Consider the following 18,868-nt stretch of genomic DNA (forward strand, 5'->3'; position numbering starts at 1 on the left):
CTGCGGCGGAAGCTCCGACTCAGAAGTCGGCGGCGGCCAACCGAACCTGCTCCGGCGCTTCGGTCCCCCGCGTTTGATGGGCCCGCAGTACACGCAGGGCCCGTTCCCGCTTGAGCCGCTCCTTGGGATCCATGTGCGGCAGCTGATCGGCCGGTCCCATGACGAAGTAGCCCAGGAACTGCAGCCACCACGTCAACCGGTAGCCGAGGCTCAGGCCGGTCTTGTCCTTCACGATGGGCAGTGGCTTGTGGCTCATGGCCATCCGTCCTGTTTGGTTGGGGGCCCGCAGTGCAGACCCGGCTCGGGGATAGCCGGAAGCCCGGTTTTCCTCACCTCCATTCTACCTAGATATTTTGTGCCCCAACTAAAATTCGCCGCGAACTCCGTCACACCGGACAATGGAAGGATGCCTGCCGATCCGCTGCCCCTCGCCGAGGACGACTGGCTACCCCGCGCCGCGGCACACCGCGCCCGGGTGGAGCGATTCGCCGCCCCGTTCCTCGCGCGCCGCTCGACCGGCCGCAAGCACCCGGTCGAGGACTTCCTGTTCACCTACTACACCGAGAAACCGGGCCGGCTCCAACGCTGGAACCCGGGCACCGGCGTCGTACTCCTCGGGGAAGCGGCCACCGAACGGCTCGACTGGAAGCACCACCGCCGTGAAGGAGGCGGGGTTGCCTTCGACGCCACGGCGTTCATGGCCGAACGCCGGCGGACGGTGGAGTTCGCACACTCGATCCTGGCCGGGGCGTCGGCGAACCCCGCCCGGTTCTCGTGCTTCGGGCTACACGAGTGGGCGATGGCCTACAAGTCCGCGGAGAACGGGGTCCGCCACGACTACCTGCCGCTGCGCCTCGGGGCCGCCGGAACCGATGCCGTCGTCGAAGGCCACCGGATCCGCTGCACGCACATCGACGCCTTCCGCTTCTACACCCCACAGGCCGTGCCCCTGAATGAACTGCAGCCGACCCGCGATTCCCAGGCGGAGATGGACCAGCCCGGTTGCCTGCACGCGAACATGGACCTCTACAAGTGGGCCTACAAGCTTTCCGCCGCGGTGCCCGGCGAACTGCTGCTGGCGACGTTCGAGCTTGCCTGGGAGATCAGGACGATGGACATGCGGGCTTCACCGTACGATCTGGGGGACTGGGGCTATGCCCCGATCCGGATCGAAAGCGCGGAGGGAAAGGCCGAATACGTCGGCCTGCAAAAGGATTTCTCCGAGCGTGCCAACGTGCTGCGTGCCCGCTTGCTCGTGGTTGCCGAGGACCTGCTGGGAGCCGGCGCCAACCCCTGAGGCCGGGTCGAGTCCGCAGGCAACCACCCTCCGACCATGGACTCCTGCGGCCAAAAGTGGAAGATTCGCCCTAAGGGGGCTTGTCCCCACCGACTTCGACCGGGGGTGCACCCACCTGATGGAACCCATGACTCACCGCACGGCAAGGACCCTGCCCTTCATGGCCACGGTCGCCTTGGCCCTGCTCGCCCTGACCGGCTGCGCCGGCGGGGATCCCGGGCCAGGTCCAGGGTCCCCGACATCGTCGGGACCCGCGAGCTCCACGGACGGTACGCCGGCAGCCACCGATCCTGCGGCCGGCCCGGCCACCGGCGCCGATGCCGACCTGGCGATCACCATCACGTCAAACGGCACCGATGCCACCGACCATTACCGGCTCGTTTGCGTGAACGGGTCACCCGGGCAGGGATCCGACCACCCCCAGGGGGATGAGGCCTGCACCTTCCTCAGCGGCGCCGGAAAGTCGCTGCTGACCACCGCCCCGAAGAAGAACGTCCAGTGCACCCAGCAGTCCGCGGGTCCGCAGACGGCGATCGTCGAGGGGAAGCTGAACGGCACGTCGGTGCAGCGTGCGTTCTCCCTCACCGACGGCTGCAAGATCTCCGCGTGGAAGTCGGCCGAGGCGTTGCTGGGCCGGGGCACGGCCTCCGGCGCCCAATAGCCGGCCCGCGTTCCTACCCGTTCGCCGAGTAGCGGTGCTCCGGGCGGCCACGGCTGCCGTACCGCAAGTCCAGGCGCAACGACCCGGCTTGGGCCAGCTGGGCCAGATACCGCTGGGCGGTCGCCCGGGAGATCCCCACGGCCTGTGCCACCTGCATGACAGTTGTCTCCCCGGCGTCGGCGACGGCTGCCAGCACGGCGGCCTCGGTTGCCGCACCGGACGTGGCGGCGGCCGGCTCGTCGGCCACGAGCAGGGCGCGCTGGCTGCGGTCGATGCCCGCCTGGTCCAGGTACTCCCCCGCGTCGAGCTGGCGCCGGTACCGGGCATAGCCGCGCAATTTAGCGGTGAGGACCTTGGGGTCAAAGGGTTTGAGCAGGTAGGCCAGGGCACCGCGGCGGAACGCGGTCGCCACCGTCGGGGCCTCGGCGGCGGCACTGAGCACGAACGCATCGACGTCCAGGCCCTGGAGCAGGTCAAGCCCCGAGCCCTGCGGCAGGTAGATGTCGAGCAGCAGCAGATCCGGCCGGTGCTCGGCCACGGCCTTGGGCACCATCCGGGCATCATGCACTGGCGGCAGCGCGATGAAGCCGGGAACTGCGTCCACATAGCCGGCGTGCAAGGTGGCGACGTGGAAATCATCGTCCACGATGAGCACTTTCAGGTCCTTCTGTCCGTCGCTCATGGGGTTCCCTTCCCTGGTGGGGGTCCCGCCGGCAGGTGCGGGGCGTTGTCGTCCAGCACCCCGGGCAGCCGCGCGGCGAAGACCGCCCCGGCCCCGGGTTCTCCGCCGCCGGGATCGGCGATCCACAGGTCACCGCCGATGAGCCGGGCCAGCCGCCGGGCCAGGGCCAGCCCGACCCCGTGACCGTGGGCCTCGGCGTCGTCCTTGGCCCGCGTCGTGGTGCCCTCGGCGAAGACGTCGAGGCCGGGGACCACACCGGCACCGGAATCGGCGACCGCCAGGTGCAGGGCCGCGCCCTCGCTGAGGAGGTCGACCTCCACCCAGCGGGGCGCCTGCGGCGCGGTGACCGCCGCCTCGAGGGCGTTGTCCACGAGATTGCCCAGGATCGCGGTGACGTCCTGGGCCTCGGCGAGCGTTCCGAACAGGGCGGTGGCCTCCCCGACGCGCAGGGCGACACCCCGTTCGTGGGCCTGTACCCCCTTGGCTCCGATGAAGGCCCGCAGGTAGGGGTCGGTGACCGCCGCGATGTTGGCGACCGGTTCGCGGACCGGCCCGGAATCGATGATCTCCCCGACGTAGCTGCCGGCGCGTTCGACCTCCCCGTGCGCCAGCAGGCCGGAGATGGTGTGCAGGCGGTTGGCGAACTCGTGGCGTTGGGCGCGCAGCGCGCCGGCCATGGTCTCGACGGCGTTGAGCCGGCTGCCCAGCTCCTCCAAGGTCGTCAGGTCACGCAACATCACCACCTGGCCCACGCTCGACCCGTCGCGCACGACCTCGTGGACGCGGGCACGCACGACCCGCTCGGGCAGTTCGAGCCGGACCGGGGCCCCGGCACCCTCGGCGCCCCCGCGCACCGCGTCAACGGCCTCGATGAGCCGTGCGGGCAAGCCGGCGTCGGCATAGGGCAGGCCCACAATGTCGCCGGCATCGGAGCGCCGCGGCAGTTCGAGCATTTGCCGGGCCGATTTGTTGCGCACGCTGATCCGCCCATCGGAGCCGATGCCGATCACCCCGTCGTCGACGCCGTAGAGCACGGCATCCTGGTCGCGCACCAGCTGGGCCATCTCCTCCGGTTCCAGCCCCAGGGTGACCCGGCGGAGCCAGCGGACCAGGGTCGCCGCGGCGAACCCACCCAGGACCAGGGCGGCCACCCCGACCAGCAGGACCGAGACGACCGCCTGCCGCACCTGCCCGGCCACGGTGGACACGGCGACGCCGACGCTCACCTCGCCGACCACCGTCCCGGAGTCGTCGAAGACCGGGACCTTCGCCCGGACGGATTCGCCGAGGGTCCCGTGCTCGCGGGCGACGAATTCCTGCCCGCCCAACGCCTTCGGTTCGGTGCTCACCCGGCGTCCCAGCTCGGCGGGGTTGGGATGCGAGAGCCGGATCCCGCGGTCGTTGGTGACCACCACGAACAGGGCACCGCTGCGCTTCCGGGCGGCCTCGGCGTCGTGCTGGATCGGTCCGTCGGCCAGCAGCTGGGGGTCCGGGGACTGCTGACCGTCATACCCGGCCACCGCGTGACGCAGGGAGGTATCGGCGGCCAGTGTCCGCCCGATGCCCAGGGCCTGCTGTTGGGCCTGGTCGTTGACGCGTTCAACGGTCAGGAACGCGATGGCGCCCACGCTGAGCAGCACGGTCCCCGCGACGACGGCGAAGACCAGCGCCATCATCCGCGCGGTGAAGGTGCCGGCAACGGCGCGTTCTGGGCTCACCCCACCAGTGTAGGAGCGTTCTGAGCACAATGCGCGTTATTAGCCCAATGGGCAGATCCCCGGGCAATAAGCACAAACGGACGTTCCGCCCGTCACATCCGTAGCGTGGTCTGGCACACACCGTGGTGCGCCGCACCACATCCCGCAGATTTCGGAAGACCCGGAACCTCGCCGCTGAGGAGAATCCATGCTTGTCATACTCGGGTTCCTGATGGTCGCCACCTTCATGGCGCTCATCATGACCAAACGCCTGACGCCGCTGTTGGCGCTGATCATCGTCCCCACCGTCTTCGGCCTCTTCGCCGGTGCCGGCCTGGGGATCGGCGACATGGTGATGGACGCCGTGAAGGACATGTCCTCCACCGCCGCCCTGCTGATGTTCGCCATCATCTACTTCGGCCTGATGATCGACGTCGGCCTGTTCGACAAACTGGTCACCCTCATTGTGAGGGTCGCCGGGCACGATCCCGCCAAGGTCGTCGTGGGCACCATGATCCTCACCGCCCTCATCTCGCTGGACGGCGACGGTTCCACCACGTTCATCGTGGTCACCGCGGCACTGCTGCCGGTCTACCAGCGCCTGGGCCTGAGCCCGGTGGTGCTGACCTGCGTGGCCGGCCTGACCAACGGCACGCTGAACATCGTCCCGTGGGGCGGGCCGACCGCCCGCGCCGCCGCGGCCCTGCATGTGGACGCCTCGGACATCTTCCTGCCCATGCTGCCCTCGCTGGGCATCGGCCTGCTCGTCGTGTTCATCTTCGCCGTCATGCTCGGCCGCTCCGAGCGCCGTCGCCTGGCCATCGCCGACCCCGAGCGCTGGGGCCGTGGCGCCTCCGGCTCCACCCGCCGCGGCGGTTCACCGGCTGGCAGCGGCACTGCCACGAAGAACGACGGCGGAAAGCTCGCCCTGCTCGAACGCGCCGAGGCCGCTTCCTCCTCCGAAACCGTGGCCGGAGGCCTGGCCGACACCGCACTGGACCCGAACCGCCCGACCCTGCGCCCCAAGCTGTTCTGGTTCAACCTGGCCCTGACGGTGGCCATCATGGTCCTGCTCGTCGTGGACGTCGTCCCGCTGCCGTACCTGTTCATGGTCGGCGGAGCCATCGCCCTGGTCGTGAACTTCCCCAAGATCTCCGACCAGGCCAAGATGGTCGCCTCTCACTCCTCGTCGGTCATCGCCGTCGTCTCGATGGTCCTGGCCGCCGCCGTGTTGACCGGTGTCCTTTCCGGCACCGGCATGGTCGATGCCATGTCCGCCTGGCTGGTTGACGTGATCCCCGCGAGCATGGGCCCCTACATGGCCGTGATCACTGGGCTGATCAGCATCCCGGCCACGTTCTTCATGAGCAACGACGCCTTCTACTTCGGCATCCTGCCCGTGCTCACCGAGGCCGGCGCCCACTTCGGGATCCCCGCGGTGGACATGGCCCGGGCCTCCATCACCGGCCAGCCGGTGCACATGCAGTCCCCATTGGTCCCGGCCATCCTGCTGCTGGTCTCACTGGCCGGCGTGGATCTGGGTGACCACCACAAGAAGGTCCTGTGGCGGGCCCTCGTCGTCGCCCTGGTCATGCTCGCCGTCGGCGTCATCGTCGGCGCCATCACCATCGGCTAGGCACCCGGGACAACCGAGAGGAACACCATGACCGATTTCTACAGCACCACCACCCCCATCGCGCCGCGCGAGTTCGTGGTCGCCGAGTCGGCGGACGTCGACGCCGCCGGAGCCGCGATCGTCGTGGCCTGCCTACCGGGTAATTCCGGCCAGGCGGTGCTCGAGGAGGCAGTGCGCGAATCCGTCTACCGCGGTTCACGATCCACCCCGGCAGCCTTGCACGTGGTCAGCTACCACTCGGATGCCGCGGCCACCCCGGGCCAGGCCGAACGGGCCGAGGCCGACGCCATCGGCACCCAGCTGGCCGAGGCGGGCATCGAATACCGGGTCTACCGGGCCGGGACCGAACCGGTGGACCAGCTCCTGGGACTCATCGAGTCCACGGGGGCCGAGCTGGTGGCCATCTCGGTGCGCCGGCGCTCCCCGATGATGAAGTTGTTCCTGGGCTCGGTGGCCCAGCAGCTCATCCTCGACGCACCCTGCCCGGTGCTCACCGTGAAATAGCGCGCGGCGCCCAACTCCCCAGGGCACGACGACGGGGCACACCCGGTCCCGCATCCTCCTCGGCGATGGCCGGCGGCATGGCACCAGCCATGTCGCCGGCCATCGCCTTTTTGCCTACAAGGGAAAGGCCTCAAGTATGCCTATCGGCGAGAACCACGTCGTTGCACTGCGCGGACTTCCATTTCCGGTACGGCTCGGACCATGAACCGGTCAAAGTGGGGAACCGTGAATTTGGCGTACCCATGCTCCGGTGTGTACAAGAGACCCAAATTGATGAGCTCGGCACGAGTTGGGGCGACTTGCGTGGACTCCCGGCCCATGACGGCCGCGACGTCCGATGCCTTCTGCGCTGCCGGGCCCAACAGCGCCATCGCCCGCAACCGGCGGACGTCGATGCCGCCGGCGCCGAGATCCTCAAGGCCTGACTTCAGCCGTTCGGAGCTATGGCCGTCCGCCAGCAGAGCGGAATCTCGCCGGAACTACCCGGCTCAGAGCTCCAGGCACGGCCAGCGGGTGGGCCTGGTTGTCGATCCGTCTCGCCCCGCAACCCCCGCAGCGGACGTAGAGCAGTAGTCCGGCGGACGTCGGATGGCTCGACTCCACCACCCACCCGTGTTCATGCCGGTCGTTCGGCGCCACTGCTTCCTGCGATTCAACTACTGCGCGTGCTCTCATGGAACCACCATGATGTAATGCCCTTATGCATCTCAACCCTTACGGAGAGTACGCGGTTCTACTGGCGGCCTCGCTAGCCAACGACTGGCCGGCAGACCGCCAGGGCATCGACGATCGGATGCGCGCATTCGGCATGACCATGGCCTTCCCCAAGGCCCCTGCGGATCATCGGCGCACCCGACAGGTGATCGATGACTGGCTGCTGGTCGTCGACGCACCCAACGGTCAGGAGCGGGCAGTGCTACTGAACACGCAGATGGAGAGGACCTCGGCCTACCCCCGCCTGACGGATCACGACGACGAAGGATGGCACCTGCACTACCGCGATACCGGCCAGTCCCTGCCCGATGCGCTCCGTGCCGTCGTCAGTGTCGGCACCGCGTTGCATCTCACGACGCGCGGCATGCACCGCCTGGCACGCTGCGAGGCGGCCCCCTGCCTCGCCGTCGTGGTCGACACCACGCGCAACGGACGGCAACGGTACTGCTCGGTGCGTTGCGCCAATCGGGCGGCCGTCCGCCGACATCGCGCCCACCGAGCTTCCCCCTGAGCGCCAGCACGCCCCGTTCTTCGACGACGTCGCCGAGTACATCGCGTTTGGGCGGGCATCACCGCAGGTCATGAAAGAATGGGGCAGGAGGAACCCCACCCATGGAATTCATGATCCTGGTCGTCGGCCTGCTATTCGGCACCGTCATCGTTGCAGGCATCGGCGAGCGGATCCGGCTGCCCTATCCAGTTCTCATGCTGATCTTCTCCGCAGGCGTTGCCTACCTGCCCTTCATCCCGGAAATCCACATCAACCCGGAGATGATCCTTCCGCTCTTCCTGCCTCCGCTGCTCTACGCGGTGGCCCAGCGTTCCTCTTGGGCGGTGTTTCGCAACCGCTGGCGCTCGCTGGTCCTGCTGGCAGTTCTCCTGGTCGCCGTCACCGTCGGCGTCGTCGCCGGAGTCACCTGGCTCATCTTCCCCGGCATCGGGGTCCCCGCGGTGATCGCCCTCGGGGCAGTGGTCGCCCCACCGGACCCCGTGGCCGTTGAATCGGTCGCCGGAAGGGTCAAGATGCCCCGCCGGCTGACCACCGTCCTACAGACCGAGGGCCTGTTCAATGACGCGATCGCCATCGTCATCTTCCAAGCCGCCGTCGCAGCGGCCACCAGCGGCGGTGCCGTCGGCTGGGACCTCGTCCCCCGCTTCCTCCTCGGCGCCGCGGGCGCCGTCCTCCTCGGGCTGGCGATGGCCTGGGTGGTCGGCACGCTGAACCGCTTCGTCCCCAACATGGTGGCCCGCTCCGCCGCGACCCTGGTTGCGCCCTTCGCCGTCTACCTGCTGGCCGAGGAAATCCACTGTTCCGGTGTCGTCGCCGTCGTGGTCACCGCACTGGAACTCGGACGCCGCGCCCGCCCGCAGGACTCCGAGGAGCGCATCACCCGCCAGGCCTTCTGGGACGTCGTCGAACTGCTGACCACCGGCGTCGCGTTCGGGCTCGTGGGCATCGAGATGCGCTACGTCTTCGAGGACGAGGGTGCCGGCATCTTGGACTTCGTGCCGGGAATCATCGCCGTCTGCGCCGCCGTGCTCCTCGTGCGCTTCCTGTGGATGATGGGCATATACAAGATCGGCGGCACGGAACACAACAGCGTCCCGGGTTCGTTGAAGGAAGTCCTCGTGCTGACGTGGTGCGGGATGCGCGGCTTAGCGACCCTGGCCCTGGCGCTCGCACTGCCCTCGACGATGGACTCCGGCGAACCGCTGCCGGGCCGCAACTTCATCATCTCCTGCGCTTGCGCCGTCCTGCTGGTGACCTTGGTCGGCCCCGGACTGACACTGCCAGCGCTGATGCGCCACCTCAAGTTGCCGAACAACCACACTGCGGAAGAGCGCAAGGAACGCGAACTGGCACGCCGCGCCCAACGGGTGGCCCTGGAGACGATGCGCCGCTCCGCGGCCACCAAGTCATTGCCACCCGAGCGCCAGAAGGCACTGGCACGCCGCATGTCCAGCCTGCACGAGCTGTTGGAACGGGACTTCCAGGACGATCCCGAAAAGATGCTCAAGGTCAAGAAAACCCTGGCCATCATGGACGGGGTGCAGCGCGAAGCACTCGACGCCGCGCGACGCGAGGTTCTGGCCATGCGCCGCGAACCGGGCATGGACCCTGAGGCCGTGGACCGGGTGCTGCGGCGCCTGGACCTGCGCACCGTCACCCTCGACGGCTAAGGCCTACAGCGCGCCGACTTCTGGTGGGGTTCGACGCGTTCCTTCCTCTGTGAGACGAAGGGTGTTGTTGCCTCCGGCCTGTCGAGCCGGTTTTTTCAGGCACCGTGTATTCTCTCGAGCATGTGGGCACCGGCCGAATTGACACCTTCCATCTGGGACTGGATTGGACGCTTCATCCCCGGGGTTCAATCGAGTATCAAGTCCGTCGGAGGCGGCTACGGAATCGGGATCCGCGGCCGCATTGACGGCCATGACGAGAGCGCGTTTCTCAAAGCGACGCCGGTGACCGCCGGGGCCGTGGAAGACGACCGCATCGAAGCGATGGTCCTGCGGACGTTGATTCCTCAAATTGGTGCACCGACTCTCGTGGGGACTACGGAACGGGATGGTTGGCATGTGACATTGACGGAGTTCATCGACGGCAGTTCTCCTGATGAACCGTGGACCTCAGGGCCCCTAGCGATTGCTTTGAACCATGTCGCGAAGATGCACGGGCTCCTTGACCTCGCGCCCGTGCCGGAAGTACCGACCGTCGTCGATCGGATGCACGGCCGTGCGACTATTTGGTCGCGGCTTCATGCCGGTGGAAGCGCACCCTTGATGAGCCAAGAGTTGACTTACTGGGAACGGGGCCACCTTGCGCGACTAGCAGCGGCAGAACATGCCTTTCCTGAACTGGTCAAGGAGGCCCACTTGGTCCACTTTGACCTTCGGCACGACAACCTCCTCCTGTCCACGCCTGACGAAGTACGAGTTGTCGATTGGGGCAGGGCAAGCGCCGGGCCCGACTGGGTCGACGTTGTCTGCATGCTCCTCGAATCCAAGGTGGACGCCCCAGCCCTACAACCGTTGTTCGAAGCTGCCACGCGAAACTTCACACCGGACCCCAATGCCGTCGATGCGTTCCTTGCCACTCTCGCAAGCTACTGGCACCAAACCACGACCAAGCGCGTCATGGCTTCCGCCGACTTAACGCGGAGACAGCGTAGGTCCCTGTTAGCTACCGAAGGATGGCTCGCCGAGCGCCGGGGCTAACCGCCATCACCTCAGAATCTGTCGCTGGCCGCCACGCGAGATATTGCGCACCGCGTCCCCCGCCTACGAATGCCGCGTGGACATAGCAGAGTCGACCACATCCTACTTTTCCGGTTTTGTGCACTAGTATGAGAACTATGAGTGAGGCTAGTGTTCCGGAATTCTTCGAGAATCGATCCTACTTTTCTACATTTGACAGCGCCCCTGCTTTGTCATTTCTGGGCGTTGATGCGGAGACTTTGATGGACTCGGTACGCTCTGGGGTCTCGGGCGCACAGAACATAACAAATTTCCATCCCGTGACTGCACGAGGTTGGACTCAATGGTCCGAATCCGTCGCCCGGTTGCGCAATGAGCTGGATGACCGCGGTTGGACTGGCTCCAACCCGCAGAATTCTCCCCGCATCACCTCCCCGGACGGGAGAACTTCGATCATGGTTGCTGGCGGCGACGACGCCACCGGCAGATCACATGAACTGATACCTAGAACGGCCCGACGACGCGGTCCGGCAACACACGCGGCAGTTCGTAGCAACGACCAATTGGCCTTTGACATCGAGCTCAAGCTGCCGATGGATTGGCACCAACAGGAGCCGTTCGTCTGGATACTTCTCTATCACTGGTCAGAGAATGAGCCGATCCTGAGGTCAGAACTCTCCCTTCCCACCAGGCCCAATCCAGCTGGCATCATTACCGAATGGCGGACCCGCATCCTCCTTCCCGAGCAAAAGTTGGATGACTTCGAATTTCCACTACGTCCAGGTGGCCCCTCGGGCGAAGTCGACTTCCGGATTGAAGAAATCTCTTGACGTTAGAACCGAGTCGGATCACCTTGGCAAGATTGCGCGCCGGTTTGAGCAAGACAGAACTGGCTTCGCGTCTGGCTGCGACTCCGCGCACCGTCGCAAACTACGAAGCTCATGGCGCCCCGGATCGGGCGGATCAGAGTCTCGCTCGCGCCATGGGCTGCACACCCGCATACTTGCACCTGCCTGCCACCGCATTATTGGAAGAGGAGCGGGTCTTCTTCCGTGCGCGACGTCGTACAAGCGCAGCACAGAAACATGCCGCAACATCCGCGGGGCACACGGGCGTCGAGCTCTATGACGTCATCACAGAACACTTCAGGTTGCCTCCCCTGACCGTGCCGGAATTCCGGGCCATGTCACCAGCGGAGGCTGCCCAACAGTTACGGGCGGAATGGAGTCTGGGGGTCGATCAGCTCCCGAATCTCATTCACCTCGCAGAGTCTCACGGGATCAGGGTTCTGAGTCTGCCGCGCGGCACGGTTGAAGTTGACGCCTTTAGCCTGTGGGAAGGCGGTCATCCATACGTGTTTCTCTCGACCATGAAAACCGCCGAACGCTCGCGGTTCGACCTCGCACACGAGATCGGGCATCTCGTGCTTCACGGAGGCCTCAACGCATCCGCAGCAGGAGAACGGGATGCCGAAAAGGAGGCCGACACCTTCGCTTCGGCGTTGCTGCTTCCGCGGATCATGCTCCGATCGAAAGTGGGCCGTGAACCATCCGTCGACGCTCTTCTCACGATGAAGGAACGGCTGGGGGTCTCCGCCATGGCACTGGCCTATGCGCTTCATGACGCGAGCCTCATGTCGGAGTGGGCCTACCGCCAAACGTGTGTGGAACTGACCAAACGCGACTACCGCCATGACGAGCCCGGAGGCATGCAACGGGAGTTCTCGCGCGTCTTCGGAGTCGTGCTCCCGGCATTTCGCGAGAAGCATGGCTGGGAAACCGAAGACATCGCCAAGCTGCTCGGCATAACTGCCGAAGAACTGCACGGGCTGACATTTGGACAAGCCATAGCGCCAGTAGGTTCGGATTCCGGTCCTCAAAGAGCGCGTCGTCGCGGTACGGCGCACCTATCAGTTGTGAGCTGAAACCGACCCGCTGGCCGGTCACCCGTTCAGCGTCGGGCCGCCTAGCGCACGGCTAACGCCTACAGCGCGTCGACGTAGTACCAGCGCCCGCCCTCCCGAACGAAGCTGCTGCGCTCGCGCTGGACGCCGCGTTCGCGACCCTGGCGGTAGTGGGCGGCGAACTCGACGATCCCGGTGTCGTCGAACGGGCCGCCATCGACGGTGTCCACGATGTCCAGCCGCCGCCAGACCATGTCGGGGTCGAGCTCGAGCGATTCCGGTCGGGTCGAGGGGTGCCAGCTGTCCAGCAGGTAGTCGACGTCCCCGACGACGAAGGCGCTGTAGCGCGAGCGCATGTGGGCCTGTGCCGTCACAGCACCGGGACCTCCTGCGGCGCGGTCGGCGTGGACCTTCCCACAGCAGTCCCCGAAGACCTCACCGGAGAGACAGGGGCAGCTTGCACCGCCGTCGTACTCCGGAATGGATCCGGCGCTCATTCGCCGCCGGTCCGGTGGTGCCGGTGGTGGACGGCGGGCTCGGCTGCGGGCTCGGCCACGAGGGTTGCGGCGCGGTCGTCCGCGCGCTTGCGCAGCACCATCCTGACCATCCCGAACGCCATGCCGAGGCCGAGGACGAAGGGCAGGACCGACTTCGAGGCGGCCCCTGTTCCGGGGGTTTGCTTCTGCTGTGCCATGGACCCAGCGTAGGCGTGCGCAGCTGCCCGGGACAGGGCCCGGTGGGGTGCGTCACGCCGGGGCGGCACGGCGGGCAAACCCGGTAGACTGGCAGGGCAAGCTCGCGGAGCGCCTCCATCCCGGCGTGAGACGGCACCTCCGCAGGCGTTCCCATCCCCCTCGCGCACAGGAGACCCCCGGATGCCCCGCATCGTTGTTGATGTCATGCCCAAGCCAGAAATCCTCGACCCCCAGGGCAAGGCCATCGTCGGCGCATTGCCCCGCTTGGGCTTCGACGCCTTCTCCGGCGTCCGCCAGGGCAAGCGCTTCGAACTGACCGTCGACGGCGAGGTGACCGAGGAGATCCTGGCCCAGGCCCGCACCGCCGCCGAGACCCTGCTGTCCAACCCGGTGATCGAGGACGTCGTCAACGTCGAGGTCGTCGCCGAGGCATGAGCAGTAACGAGATTCCCCTGATCGGCGACTACAGCACGCCGGACACCGCACTCAGTGGCGCCCGCATCGGCGTCGTCTCCTTCCCCGGCACCCTGGACGACCGCGACGCAGCCCGCGCGGTCCGCCTGGCCGGCGCCGAGCCGGTGGCCCTGTGGCACGCCGACGACTCGCTGGGCGACGTCGACGCCGTGGTCATCCCCGGCGGGTTCTCCTACGGCGACTACCTGCGCGCCGGCGCCATAGCCCGGTTCGCCCCGATGATGTCCCGCATCGTCGACGCCGCGAACTCCGACGCCAGGCTCCCCGTGCTGGGCATCTGCAACGGCTTCCAGATCCTCACCGAGGCCCACCTGCTGCCCGGCTCGATGATCAAGAACGACCACCTGAAGTTCATCTGCCGCGACCAGGTGCTGCGCGTGGAGAACAACGAGACCGCCTGGACCAACCAGTACGGGATCGGCCAGGAAATCACCGTCGTGCTGAAGAACCAGGACGGCCAGTACGTCGCCGACGAGAAGACCCTCGACGCCCTCGAGGCCGAGGGCCAGGTGGCCCTGCGCTACGTCGGCTGGAACCCCAACGGCTCGCGCCGCGACATCGCCGGCATCACCAACGCGGCGGGCAACGTCGTCGGGCTCATGCCCCACCCCGAACACGCGGTCGAGGCCGGCTACGGCCCGACCACCGACGCCGGCACCCACACCGGAACCGACGGCCTGGGCTTCTTCGCCTCCGTCCTGAGCACCCTCGTGGGAGGCACCAAATGAGCCAGCAGTTCAACATCGACACCGTCGACAACGCCGCAGCCACCCCGGACACCGAGCTGCCCTGGGCCGAGCTGGGCCTGAAGCAGAACGAGTACGACGACGTCGTGAAGGTCCTCGGGCGCCGCCCGACCGCCGCCGAAATCGCCATGTACTCGGTCATGTGGTCCGAGCACTGCTCCTACAAGTCCTCCAAGAACCACCTGCGCCAGTTCGGCGAGAAGGTCACCGAGGAGATGAAGAAGGACATGCTGGTGGGCATCGGCGAGAACGCCGGCGTCACCAACCTCGGCGACGGCTGGGCCGTGACCTTCAAGATCGAATCGCACAACTCGCCGTCGTTCGTCGAGCCCTTCCAGGGTGCGGCCACCGGAATCGGCGGGATCGTACGGGACATCATCTCCATGGGCGCCCGCCCGGTCGCGGTGATGGACCCGCTGCGCTTCGGTGCCATCGACCACCCGGACACCGCACGCGTCATGCACGGCGCGGTCGCCGGCATCGGCGCCTACGGCAACTCGCTGGGCCTGCCGAACATCGGCGGCGAAATGGTTTTCGACTCCGTCTACCAGGGCAACCCGCTGGTCAACGCACTGGCCGTGGGCGTCATGCGCCACGAGGACATCCGCCTGGCCAGCGCCTCCGGGAAGGGCAACAAGGTGGTCCTCTTCGGTGCCCGCACCGGCGGCGACGGCATCGGCGGGGCCTCCGTGCTGGCCTCCGAGTCGTTCGACGCCACCAAGCCCTCCAAGCGCCCCGCAGTCCAGGTCGGCGACCCGTTCGCCGAGAAGGTGCTCATCGAGTGCTGCCTGGAGCTGTTCAAGGGTTCGCTGGTCGAGGGTATCCAGGACCTCGGCGCCGCCGGCATCTCCTGCGCGACGAGCGAGCTGGCGTCCAACGGCGACGGCGGCATGCAGGTGGAGCTGACGAGCGTGCTGCTGCGCGATCCGACCCTGACCCCGGGCGAGATCCTGATGTCCGAGTCGCAGGAACGCATGATGGCCGTCGTCTCCCCCGAGAACGCCGAGGCGTTCGAGGCCGTCATGGACAAGTGGGCGGTGGAGTACTCCTGGCTCGGCGAGGTCACCGACTCGGGCCGCCTGGTCATCACCTGGGACGGCGAGGTCATCGTCGACGTGGACCCGCGCACCGTCGCCCACGACGGGCCGGTCTACGACCGCCCGTACGCCCGCCCGGACTGGCAGGACGCCCTGCAGGCCGACACCTTCAAGGCCTCCCCGGCCGGCGTCAACCTGCCCTCGCTCGGCGAGGAGCTCAAGGCCGCCGTACTGGAACTGGTCGCCTCCCCGAACATGTGCGACAAGTCCTGGATCACCAACCAGTACGACCGCTACGTCGGCGGCAACACCGCCCTGGCGACCCCCGACGACGCCGGTGTCATCCGCGTCGACGAGGAGACCGGCCTCGGCGTCGCCCTGGCCACCGACGCCAACGGCCGCTACACCTATCTGGACCCGTACCACGGTGCCCAGCTGGCCCTGACCGAGGCATTCCGCAACGTCTCCACCACCGGCGCCATCCCGATGGCCGTCTCCGACTGCCTGAATTTCGGCTCCCCCGAGGATCCGGACGTGATGTGGCAGCTCGCCGAGTCCATCCGCGGGCTCTCCGACGCCTGCATGGAGCTCGGCATCCCCGTCACCGGTGGCAACGTCTCTCTCTACAATCAGACCGGCACCACCCCGATCCACCCCTCCCCGGTGGTCGCGGTGCTCGGCAAGTTCGACGACGTCGCCCGCCGCACGCCCTCGGGCTGGCACTCCAGCGCCGACGGGCAGGCCCTGTACCTGCTGGGTACGACGGCGGATGAGCTCGATGGCTCCGAGTTCGCCAACCTGCGGGGCCACCTGGGCGGGCTGCCGCCGAAGGTCGACCTGGCCGCGGAGAAGCTGCTCGGCGAACTGCTGGTCAACGCCTCGCGCGACGGCATGATCGACTCGGCCCACGACCTCTCCGAGGGTGGCCTCGCGGCCGGGCTGGTGGAGATGTCGCTGCGCTACGGCGTCGGCGCCCGGGTCGCGCTGGAGGACCTGTGCGAACGTGACGGCGTCGACGTGTTCACCGCCCTGTTCTCCGAGTCGCAGGCCCGCGCCGTCGTCGCCGTGCCACGCTCCGAGGAGGTCCGCTTCAACGACATGACCAGCGCCCGCGGCTTCCCCGTGGTCCGCCTGGGCATCGTCGACGCGGCCTCGGATTCGCTCGAGGTACAAGGCCAGTTCACCGCGAGCATCGCCGAACTGCGCGAGGCCCACGAGGGCACCCTGCCGAAGTACTTCTAACACCCACCGGCCCCACGGCCGCTGGCAGGTCGGACGGCGTCGGAACCCCCGGGTTCCGACGCCGTCGTCGTCGCTAGGATTCCCCGAAGAAGCCGCCCAGCTCCGCGGTCAACGCCTCCGGGGCGTCCTCGGCCATGTGGTGCCCGGAGTCGACGCCCTGGCCGCGGGCGCCCACAGCCCATCCCCGCCAGATCTCCAGCGGGTCCCCGTGCAGCTGCTCCAGGTCGTCGCGCAGCGACCACAACAACAGCAGCGGGACCTCGATTTTCCGTCCGGCGGCCCGGTCGGCCTCCTCGTGCCGGCGGTCGATCGTCAGCCCGGCCCGGTAGTCCTCCAGCATGGCCCGCACAACCTCCGGATTGCGGGTCGCGGCCCGCCACTCCTCGAAGTTCTCCCGTCCCATCCGATCCGGGTCGCCGTGGCACCAGGCGTCTGGGTCGGCGTTGATGATCCGCTCGGGAATGTCGGGTTGGGCGTAGAAGAACCAATGCCACCAGGCAGTGGCGAAGGCCGCGTCGGTCCGTTCGAGGTGCTCCACGATGGGCAGGCAATCCAACAGGGCCAGCCGGTTCAGCCGGCGCGGGTGGTCCATGGCCATGCGGTACGCAACATAGCTGCCCCGGTCGTGCCCGGCGACGGAGAATCGGCCGATGCCCAACGCGTCCATCACGGCCACCAGGTCGCGGCCCATGGCGCGTTTCGACGCCGGTGCATGATCCGGGGCCGGGGCTGGCCCGCGTGAGGCACCATACCCGCGCAGGTCGGGCACCACGACGCGGAACCCCAGCTCCACCAGGGCCGGGGCGACCCGGTGCCAGGTTGCCCCGGTCCGCGGGTGCCCATGCAGCAACAAGATCGCCCGGCCGCGTCCGGCATGGCGCACATGGATGACTGCCTCGCCCACGGCGAGGTCCTCGACCGCGAACCCCTCTAACATCCCCCCGTCCCCCTTCCCTGCGGTGCTGCGGTGGTGCGCCGCTGGCGGCTAGGACTCTTGCGGCTGTTTCTTGGGCTTATCGAACGCGATCAGCTTGTGCGTCCCATCGCAGAAGGGCTTGATCGCCGAACGCCCGCACCGGCACAGCGCGACGGTTCCCCGGTCGTTGTCGATTTCCGCGCCGGTGCCGTCCGTGAGGCTGAAGTCCCCCCGCACCAGCAGCGGGCCCTGCGGGCAGACTGTAATCGAGGCGCCGTCAGACTCCATGTTGGGTTCCTTCCGTGTCCAGGGGGATGCGCAGCGAGCTGCGCCCCTGTTCCCAGGCCCCGAGCTGCCACGCACCCAACAGGCCATCCACCAGGCACACGGCTGCGGCACCGAAGAAGACCTGCCCCCGTGTTGCGGGGTCTGCTTCGATGAGCCCGCCGGCCATGTCGCGTCCGGCGATCTGCTCGTGCACGGCGTCGGCTTCGACGTGTTCGTCGAAATAGCCGGCGACATCGTCGCCGAATCCAAGCCGGCGCAGGCCACGGGAGTACTTGGAACTGGGCAGCGACGAGGTCATCTCATAAATGGCCAGATGTCCCAGCACCGCACCGCGCAGCCGACGATGCAACCCGAACAGGGACATCAGGTTCACCGACGCCAGGCTGATGGCCGGTACGTGCTCGATGTGGGCACCGAAGCGGTGGTCCAGCCCCAGCCCGGCCAGCGTCCGGGCAAAAAGCTCGGAGTGCATCCGACCCGGTCGACCGTTGCCGTACTCATCCATTTGGATTTCCACCAGCGCGGACTTGGCCCGTCCTTCCAGCCGCGGGATGGCCCACGTATGCGGGTCCGCTTCCTTGAGCTGGTAGACGGATTTGTGGGCCATCACTTCGCGCACCTGGTCCGTGGTGGCGTGGCGGAGGACGAAATCGGCGACTGACGGGCCATCGCCGCCCTCGGCCATGGCGAACAGTGCGTCGGAGACCTCCTGGGCGGTCATCGCCGTCGCGTCCACCCGATCGACGGCCGCGCGCAGGCGATCCTCGAACACCCGCTCGAGTTCGGCCCGGGCACGCAGCAGCTCCGGGTCCCATTCCCAGGCGTCGTCCACCCCGTCGAAGCCGCGGTAATGCAGCTCGTAGAAGACGAAGAGCGCGAGCTGGAGGTCCTCGTCGAATAGCACGTCGGGCGTCTGCACGGCCGCCAGTGACGCAGCCTCCACCAGCCGTTGCCGGGAGGCAGCCGGGTCCGTTCCGGCGAGTAGCCCACACAGCAGGCCACTGACGGGGCCGCGCTGTTGCGGAACGGGCATCTGCCGGGCGCCCGGAGCACGGGCAGCGGTCAGGGGATCGACGTCGGCGGCGTCTTCCGCCGTGGTTACTGTCGGGGCGGACATCTGGGACCTCCATCGTTCGGCCGGGACCCGGCCCCATCGGGAGCCGTGACAATAAGCCTACGGT

Annotated in this window: 20 protein-coding genes; 12 read left to right on the forward strand and 8 right to left on the reverse strand. The window is 67.5% G+C overall.

What is annotated here, in order from left to right:
- Window positions 1–19 precede the first annotated feature (19 nt).
- Window positions 20–256 (reverse strand): hypothetical protein, encoded by a 237-nt coding sequence (locus AC1MEQ_RS09925; protein WP_479790298.1) that lies wholly within the window; start codon window positions 254–256, stop codon window positions 20–22.
- Between the two features lie 150 nt (window positions 257–406).
- Here AC1MEQ_RS09925 and AC1MEQ_RS09930 point away from each other — a divergent pair, with 150 nt between their 5' ends.
- Both AC1MEQ_RS09930 and AC1MEQ_RS09935 read left to right on the forward strand, forming a co-directional pair.
- Window positions 407–1,297, forward strand: a complete 891-nt coding sequence (locus tag AC1MEQ_RS09930) for a 3-methyladenine DNA glycosylase (RefSeq protein ID WP_479790300.1) — start codon at window positions 407–409, stop codon at window positions 1,295–1,297.
- Between the two features lie 127 nt (window positions 1,298–1,424).
- Window positions 1,425–1,958, forward strand: coding sequence for a serine protease inhibitor (locus AC1MEQ_RS09935; RefSeq protein ID WP_479790302.1), 534 nt, complete (start codon window positions 1,425–1,427; stop codon window positions 1,956–1,958).
- 13 nt (window positions 1,959–1,971) lie between these two features.
- Here AC1MEQ_RS09935 and AC1MEQ_RS09940 read toward each other — a convergent pair whose 3' ends face one another.
- The gene (locus AC1MEQ_RS09940; protein WP_479790304.1) at window positions 1,972–2,640 is read right to left on the reverse strand and encodes a response regulator; all 669 of its coding nucleotides are present in this window, start codon (window positions 2,638–2,640) and stop codon (window positions 1,972–1,974) included.
- A complete protein-coding gene (locus AC1MEQ_RS09945) occupies window positions 2,637–4,358 on the reverse strand; it encodes an ATP-binding protein (RefSeq protein WP_479790306.1) in 1,722 nt (573 codons plus the stop codon). Before AC1MEQ_RS09945 ends, AC1MEQ_RS09940 begins: the two co-directional genes overlap by 4 nt.
- A gap of 187 nt (window positions 4,359–4,545) precedes the next feature.
- On the opposite strand from AC1MEQ_RS09945, the gene AC1MEQ_RS09950 reads away from it, so the two are divergent.
- The 7 genes from AC1MEQ_RS09950 (at window position 4,546) to AC1MEQ_RS09980 (ending at window position 12,310) form a co-directional block, all read left to right on the forward strand.
- Window positions 4,546–5,973 carry a CitMHS family transporter gene (locus AC1MEQ_RS09950; RefSeq protein WP_479790308.1) on the forward strand — a complete coding sequence of 476 codons (1,428 nt, stop codon included), beginning with the start codon at window positions 4,546–4,548 and terminating at the stop codon, window positions 5,971–5,973.
- Window positions 5,974–6,000: 27 nt separating this feature from the next.
- Entirely contained in the window at window positions 6,001–6,477 is a 477-nt protein-coding gene (locus tag AC1MEQ_RS09955; RefSeq protein ID WP_479790310.1) for a universal stress protein, read from the forward strand.
- A 700-nt stretch (window positions 6,478–7,177) separates the two neighbouring features.
- The gene (locus AC1MEQ_RS09960; RefSeq protein ID WP_479790312.1) at window positions 7,178–7,702 is read left to right on the forward strand and encodes a CGNR zinc finger domain-containing protein; all 525 of its coding nucleotides are present in this window, start codon (window positions 7,178–7,180) and stop codon (window positions 7,700–7,702) included.
- 101 nt (window positions 7,703–7,803) lie between these two features.
- Complete coding sequence (locus AC1MEQ_RS09965) at window positions 7,804–9,372, forward strand: Na+/H+ antiporter (protein WP_479790314.1); 1,569 nt, start codon at window positions 7,804–7,806, stop codon at window positions 9,370–9,372.
- 120 nt (window positions 9,373–9,492) lie between these two features.
- Window positions 9,493–10,407: an aminoglycoside phosphotransferase family protein gene (locus tag AC1MEQ_RS09970; protein WP_479790317.1), complete on the forward strand. Its 915-nt coding sequence runs from the start codon at window positions 9,493–9,495 to the stop codon at window positions 10,405–10,407.
- Window positions 10,408–10,544: 137 nt separating this feature from the next.
- On the forward strand, window positions 10,545–11,216 hold the full coding sequence (locus tag AC1MEQ_RS09975; protein WP_479790318.1) for a hypothetical protein: 672 nt from the start codon (window positions 10,545–10,547) through the stop codon (window positions 11,214–11,216).
- Between the two features lie 44 nt (window positions 11,217–11,260).
- Entirely contained in the window at window positions 11,261–12,310 is a 1,050-nt protein-coding gene (locus AC1MEQ_RS09980) for an ImmA/IrrE family metallo-endopeptidase (RefSeq protein WP_479790320.1), read from the forward strand.
- Window positions 12,311–12,369: 59 nt separating this feature from the next.
- Here the strand turns inward: AC1MEQ_RS09980 and AC1MEQ_RS09985 are convergent, their stop codons facing one another.
- Both AC1MEQ_RS09985 and AC1MEQ_RS09990 read right to left on the reverse strand, forming a co-directional pair.
- Window positions 12,370–12,786, reverse strand: coding sequence for a YchJ family protein (locus AC1MEQ_RS09985; RefSeq protein ID WP_479790322.1), 417 nt, complete (start codon window positions 12,784–12,786; stop codon window positions 12,370–12,372).
- On the reverse strand, window positions 12,783–12,983 hold the full coding sequence (locus AC1MEQ_RS09990) for a hypothetical protein (protein ID WP_479790324.1): 201 nt from the start codon (window positions 12,981–12,983) through the stop codon (window positions 12,783–12,785). The genes AC1MEQ_RS09985 and AC1MEQ_RS09990 overlap by 4 nt, the downstream gene beginning before the upstream one ends.
- A 181-nt stretch (window positions 12,984–13,164) precedes the next feature.
- On the opposite strand from AC1MEQ_RS09990, the gene purS reads away from it, so the two are divergent.
- From purS to purL, 3 genes are read left to right on the forward strand one after another with little or no spacing between them, the layout of a single operon-like run.
- Complete coding sequence (gene purS, locus AC1MEQ_RS09995) at window positions 13,165–13,419, forward strand: phosphoribosylformylglycinamidine synthase subunit PurS (RefSeq protein WP_372698940.1); 255 nt, start codon at window positions 13,165–13,167, stop codon at window positions 13,417–13,419.
- The gene (purQ, locus tag AC1MEQ_RS10000) at window positions 13,416–14,186 is read left to right on the forward strand and encodes a phosphoribosylformylglycinamidine synthase subunit PurQ (protein WP_479790326.1); all 771 of its coding nucleotides are present in this window, start codon (window positions 13,416–13,418) and stop codon (window positions 14,184–14,186) included. Before purS ends, purQ begins: the two co-directional genes overlap by 4 nt.
- Entirely contained in the window at window positions 14,183–16,483 is a 2,301-nt protein-coding gene (gene purL / locus AC1MEQ_RS10005) for a phosphoribosylformylglycinamidine synthase subunit PurL (RefSeq protein ID WP_479790328.1), read from the forward strand. The genes purQ and purL overlap by 4 nt, the downstream gene beginning before the upstream one ends.
- Before the next feature lie 73 nt (window positions 16,484–16,556).
- Here purL and AC1MEQ_RS10010 read toward each other — a convergent pair whose 3' ends face one another.
- Genes AC1MEQ_RS10010 through AC1MEQ_RS10020 form a run of 3 tightly spaced genes read right to left on the reverse strand, consistent with a single transcriptional unit; the run spans window position 16,557 to window position 18,804 of the window.
- Window positions 16,557–17,420 carry an alpha/beta fold hydrolase gene (locus AC1MEQ_RS10010; protein ID WP_479790330.1) on the reverse strand — a complete coding sequence of 288 codons (864 nt, stop codon included), beginning with the start codon at window positions 17,418–17,420 and terminating at the stop codon, window positions 16,557–16,559.
- 48 nt (window positions 17,421–17,468) lie between these two features.
- Window positions 17,469–17,687: a CDGSH iron-sulfur domain-containing protein gene (locus tag AC1MEQ_RS10015; protein ID WP_479790332.1), complete on the reverse strand. Its 219-nt coding sequence runs from the start codon at window positions 17,685–17,687 to the stop codon at window positions 17,469–17,471.
- Window positions 17,677–18,804, reverse strand: coding sequence for an iron-containing redox enzyme family protein (locus AC1MEQ_RS10020; RefSeq protein WP_479790334.1), 1,128 nt, complete (start codon window positions 18,802–18,804; stop codon window positions 17,677–17,679). Before AC1MEQ_RS10020 ends, AC1MEQ_RS10015 begins: the two co-directional genes overlap by 11 nt.
- Window positions 18,805–18,868: the final 64 nt, after the last annotated feature.

This window comes from Arthrobacter sp. ASL1 (assembly GCF_056680475.1).

Bases quoted from the DNA above. Each gene is read 5' to 3' on its own strand.
- AC1MEQ_RS09925 (WP_479790298.1), bottom strand. From the start codon at position 256: ATGAGCCACAAGCCACTGCCCATCGTGAAGGACAAGACCGGCCTGAGC.
- AC1MEQ_RS09930 (WP_479790300.1), top strand. From the start codon at position 407: ATGCCTGCCGATCCGCTGCCCCTCGCCGAGGACGACTGGCTACCCCGC.
- AC1MEQ_RS09935 (WP_479790302.1), top strand. From the start codon at position 1,425: ATGACTCACCGCACGGCAAGGACCCTGCCCTTCATGGCCACGGTCGCC.
- AC1MEQ_RS09940 (WP_479790304.1), bottom strand. From the start codon at position 2,640: ATGAGCGACGGACAGAAGGACCTGAAAGTGCTCATCGTGGACGATGAT.
- AC1MEQ_RS09950 (WP_479790308.1), top strand. From the start codon at position 4,546: ATGCTTGTCATACTCGGGTTCCTGATGGTCGCCACCTTCATGGCGCTC.
- AC1MEQ_RS09955 (WP_479790310.1), top strand. From the start codon at position 6,001: ATGACCGATTTCTACAGCACCACCACCCCCATCGCGCCGCGCGAGTTC.
- AC1MEQ_RS09960 (WP_479790312.1), top strand. From the start codon at position 7,178: ATGCATCTCAACCCTTACGGAGAGTACGCGGTTCTACTGGCGGCCTCG.
- AC1MEQ_RS09965 (WP_479790314.1), top strand. From the start codon at position 7,804: ATGGAATTCATGATCCTGGTCGTCGGCCTGCTATTCGGCACCGTCATC.
- AC1MEQ_RS09970 (WP_479790317.1), top strand. From the start codon at position 9,493: ATGTGGGCACCGGCCGAATTGACACCTTCCATCTGGGACTGGATTGGA.
- AC1MEQ_RS09975 (WP_479790318.1), top strand. From the start codon at position 10,545: ATGAGTGAGGCTAGTGTTCCGGAATTCTTCGAGAATCGATCCTACTTT.
- AC1MEQ_RS09985 (WP_479790322.1), bottom strand. From the start codon at position 12,786: ATGAGCGCCGGATCCATTCCGGAGTACGACGGCGGTGCAAGCTGCCCC.
- AC1MEQ_RS09990 (WP_479790324.1), bottom strand. From the start codon at position 12,983: ATGGCACAGCAGAAGCAAACCCCCGGAACAGGGGCCGCCTCGAAGTCG.
- purS (WP_372698940.1), top strand. From the start codon at position 13,165: ATGCCCCGCATCGTTGTTGATGTCATGCCCAAGCCAGAAATCCTCGAC.
- purQ (WP_479790326.1), top strand. From the start codon at position 13,416: ATGAGCAGTAACGAGATTCCCCTGATCGGCGACTACAGCACGCCGGAC.
- purL (WP_479790328.1), top strand. From the start codon at position 14,183: ATGAGCCAGCAGTTCAACATCGACACCGTCGACAACGCCGCAGCCACC.
- AC1MEQ_RS10010 (WP_479790330.1), bottom strand. From the start codon at position 17,420: ATGTTAGAGGGGTTCGCGGTCGAGGACCTCGCCGTGGGCGAGGCAGTC.
- AC1MEQ_RS10015 (WP_479790332.1), bottom strand. From the start codon at position 17,687: ATGGAGTCTGACGGCGCCTCGATTACAGTCTGCCCGCAGGGCCCGCTG.
- AC1MEQ_RS10020 (WP_479790334.1), bottom strand. From the start codon at position 18,804: ATGTCCGCCCCGACAGTAACCACGGCGGAAGACGCCGCCGACGTCGAT.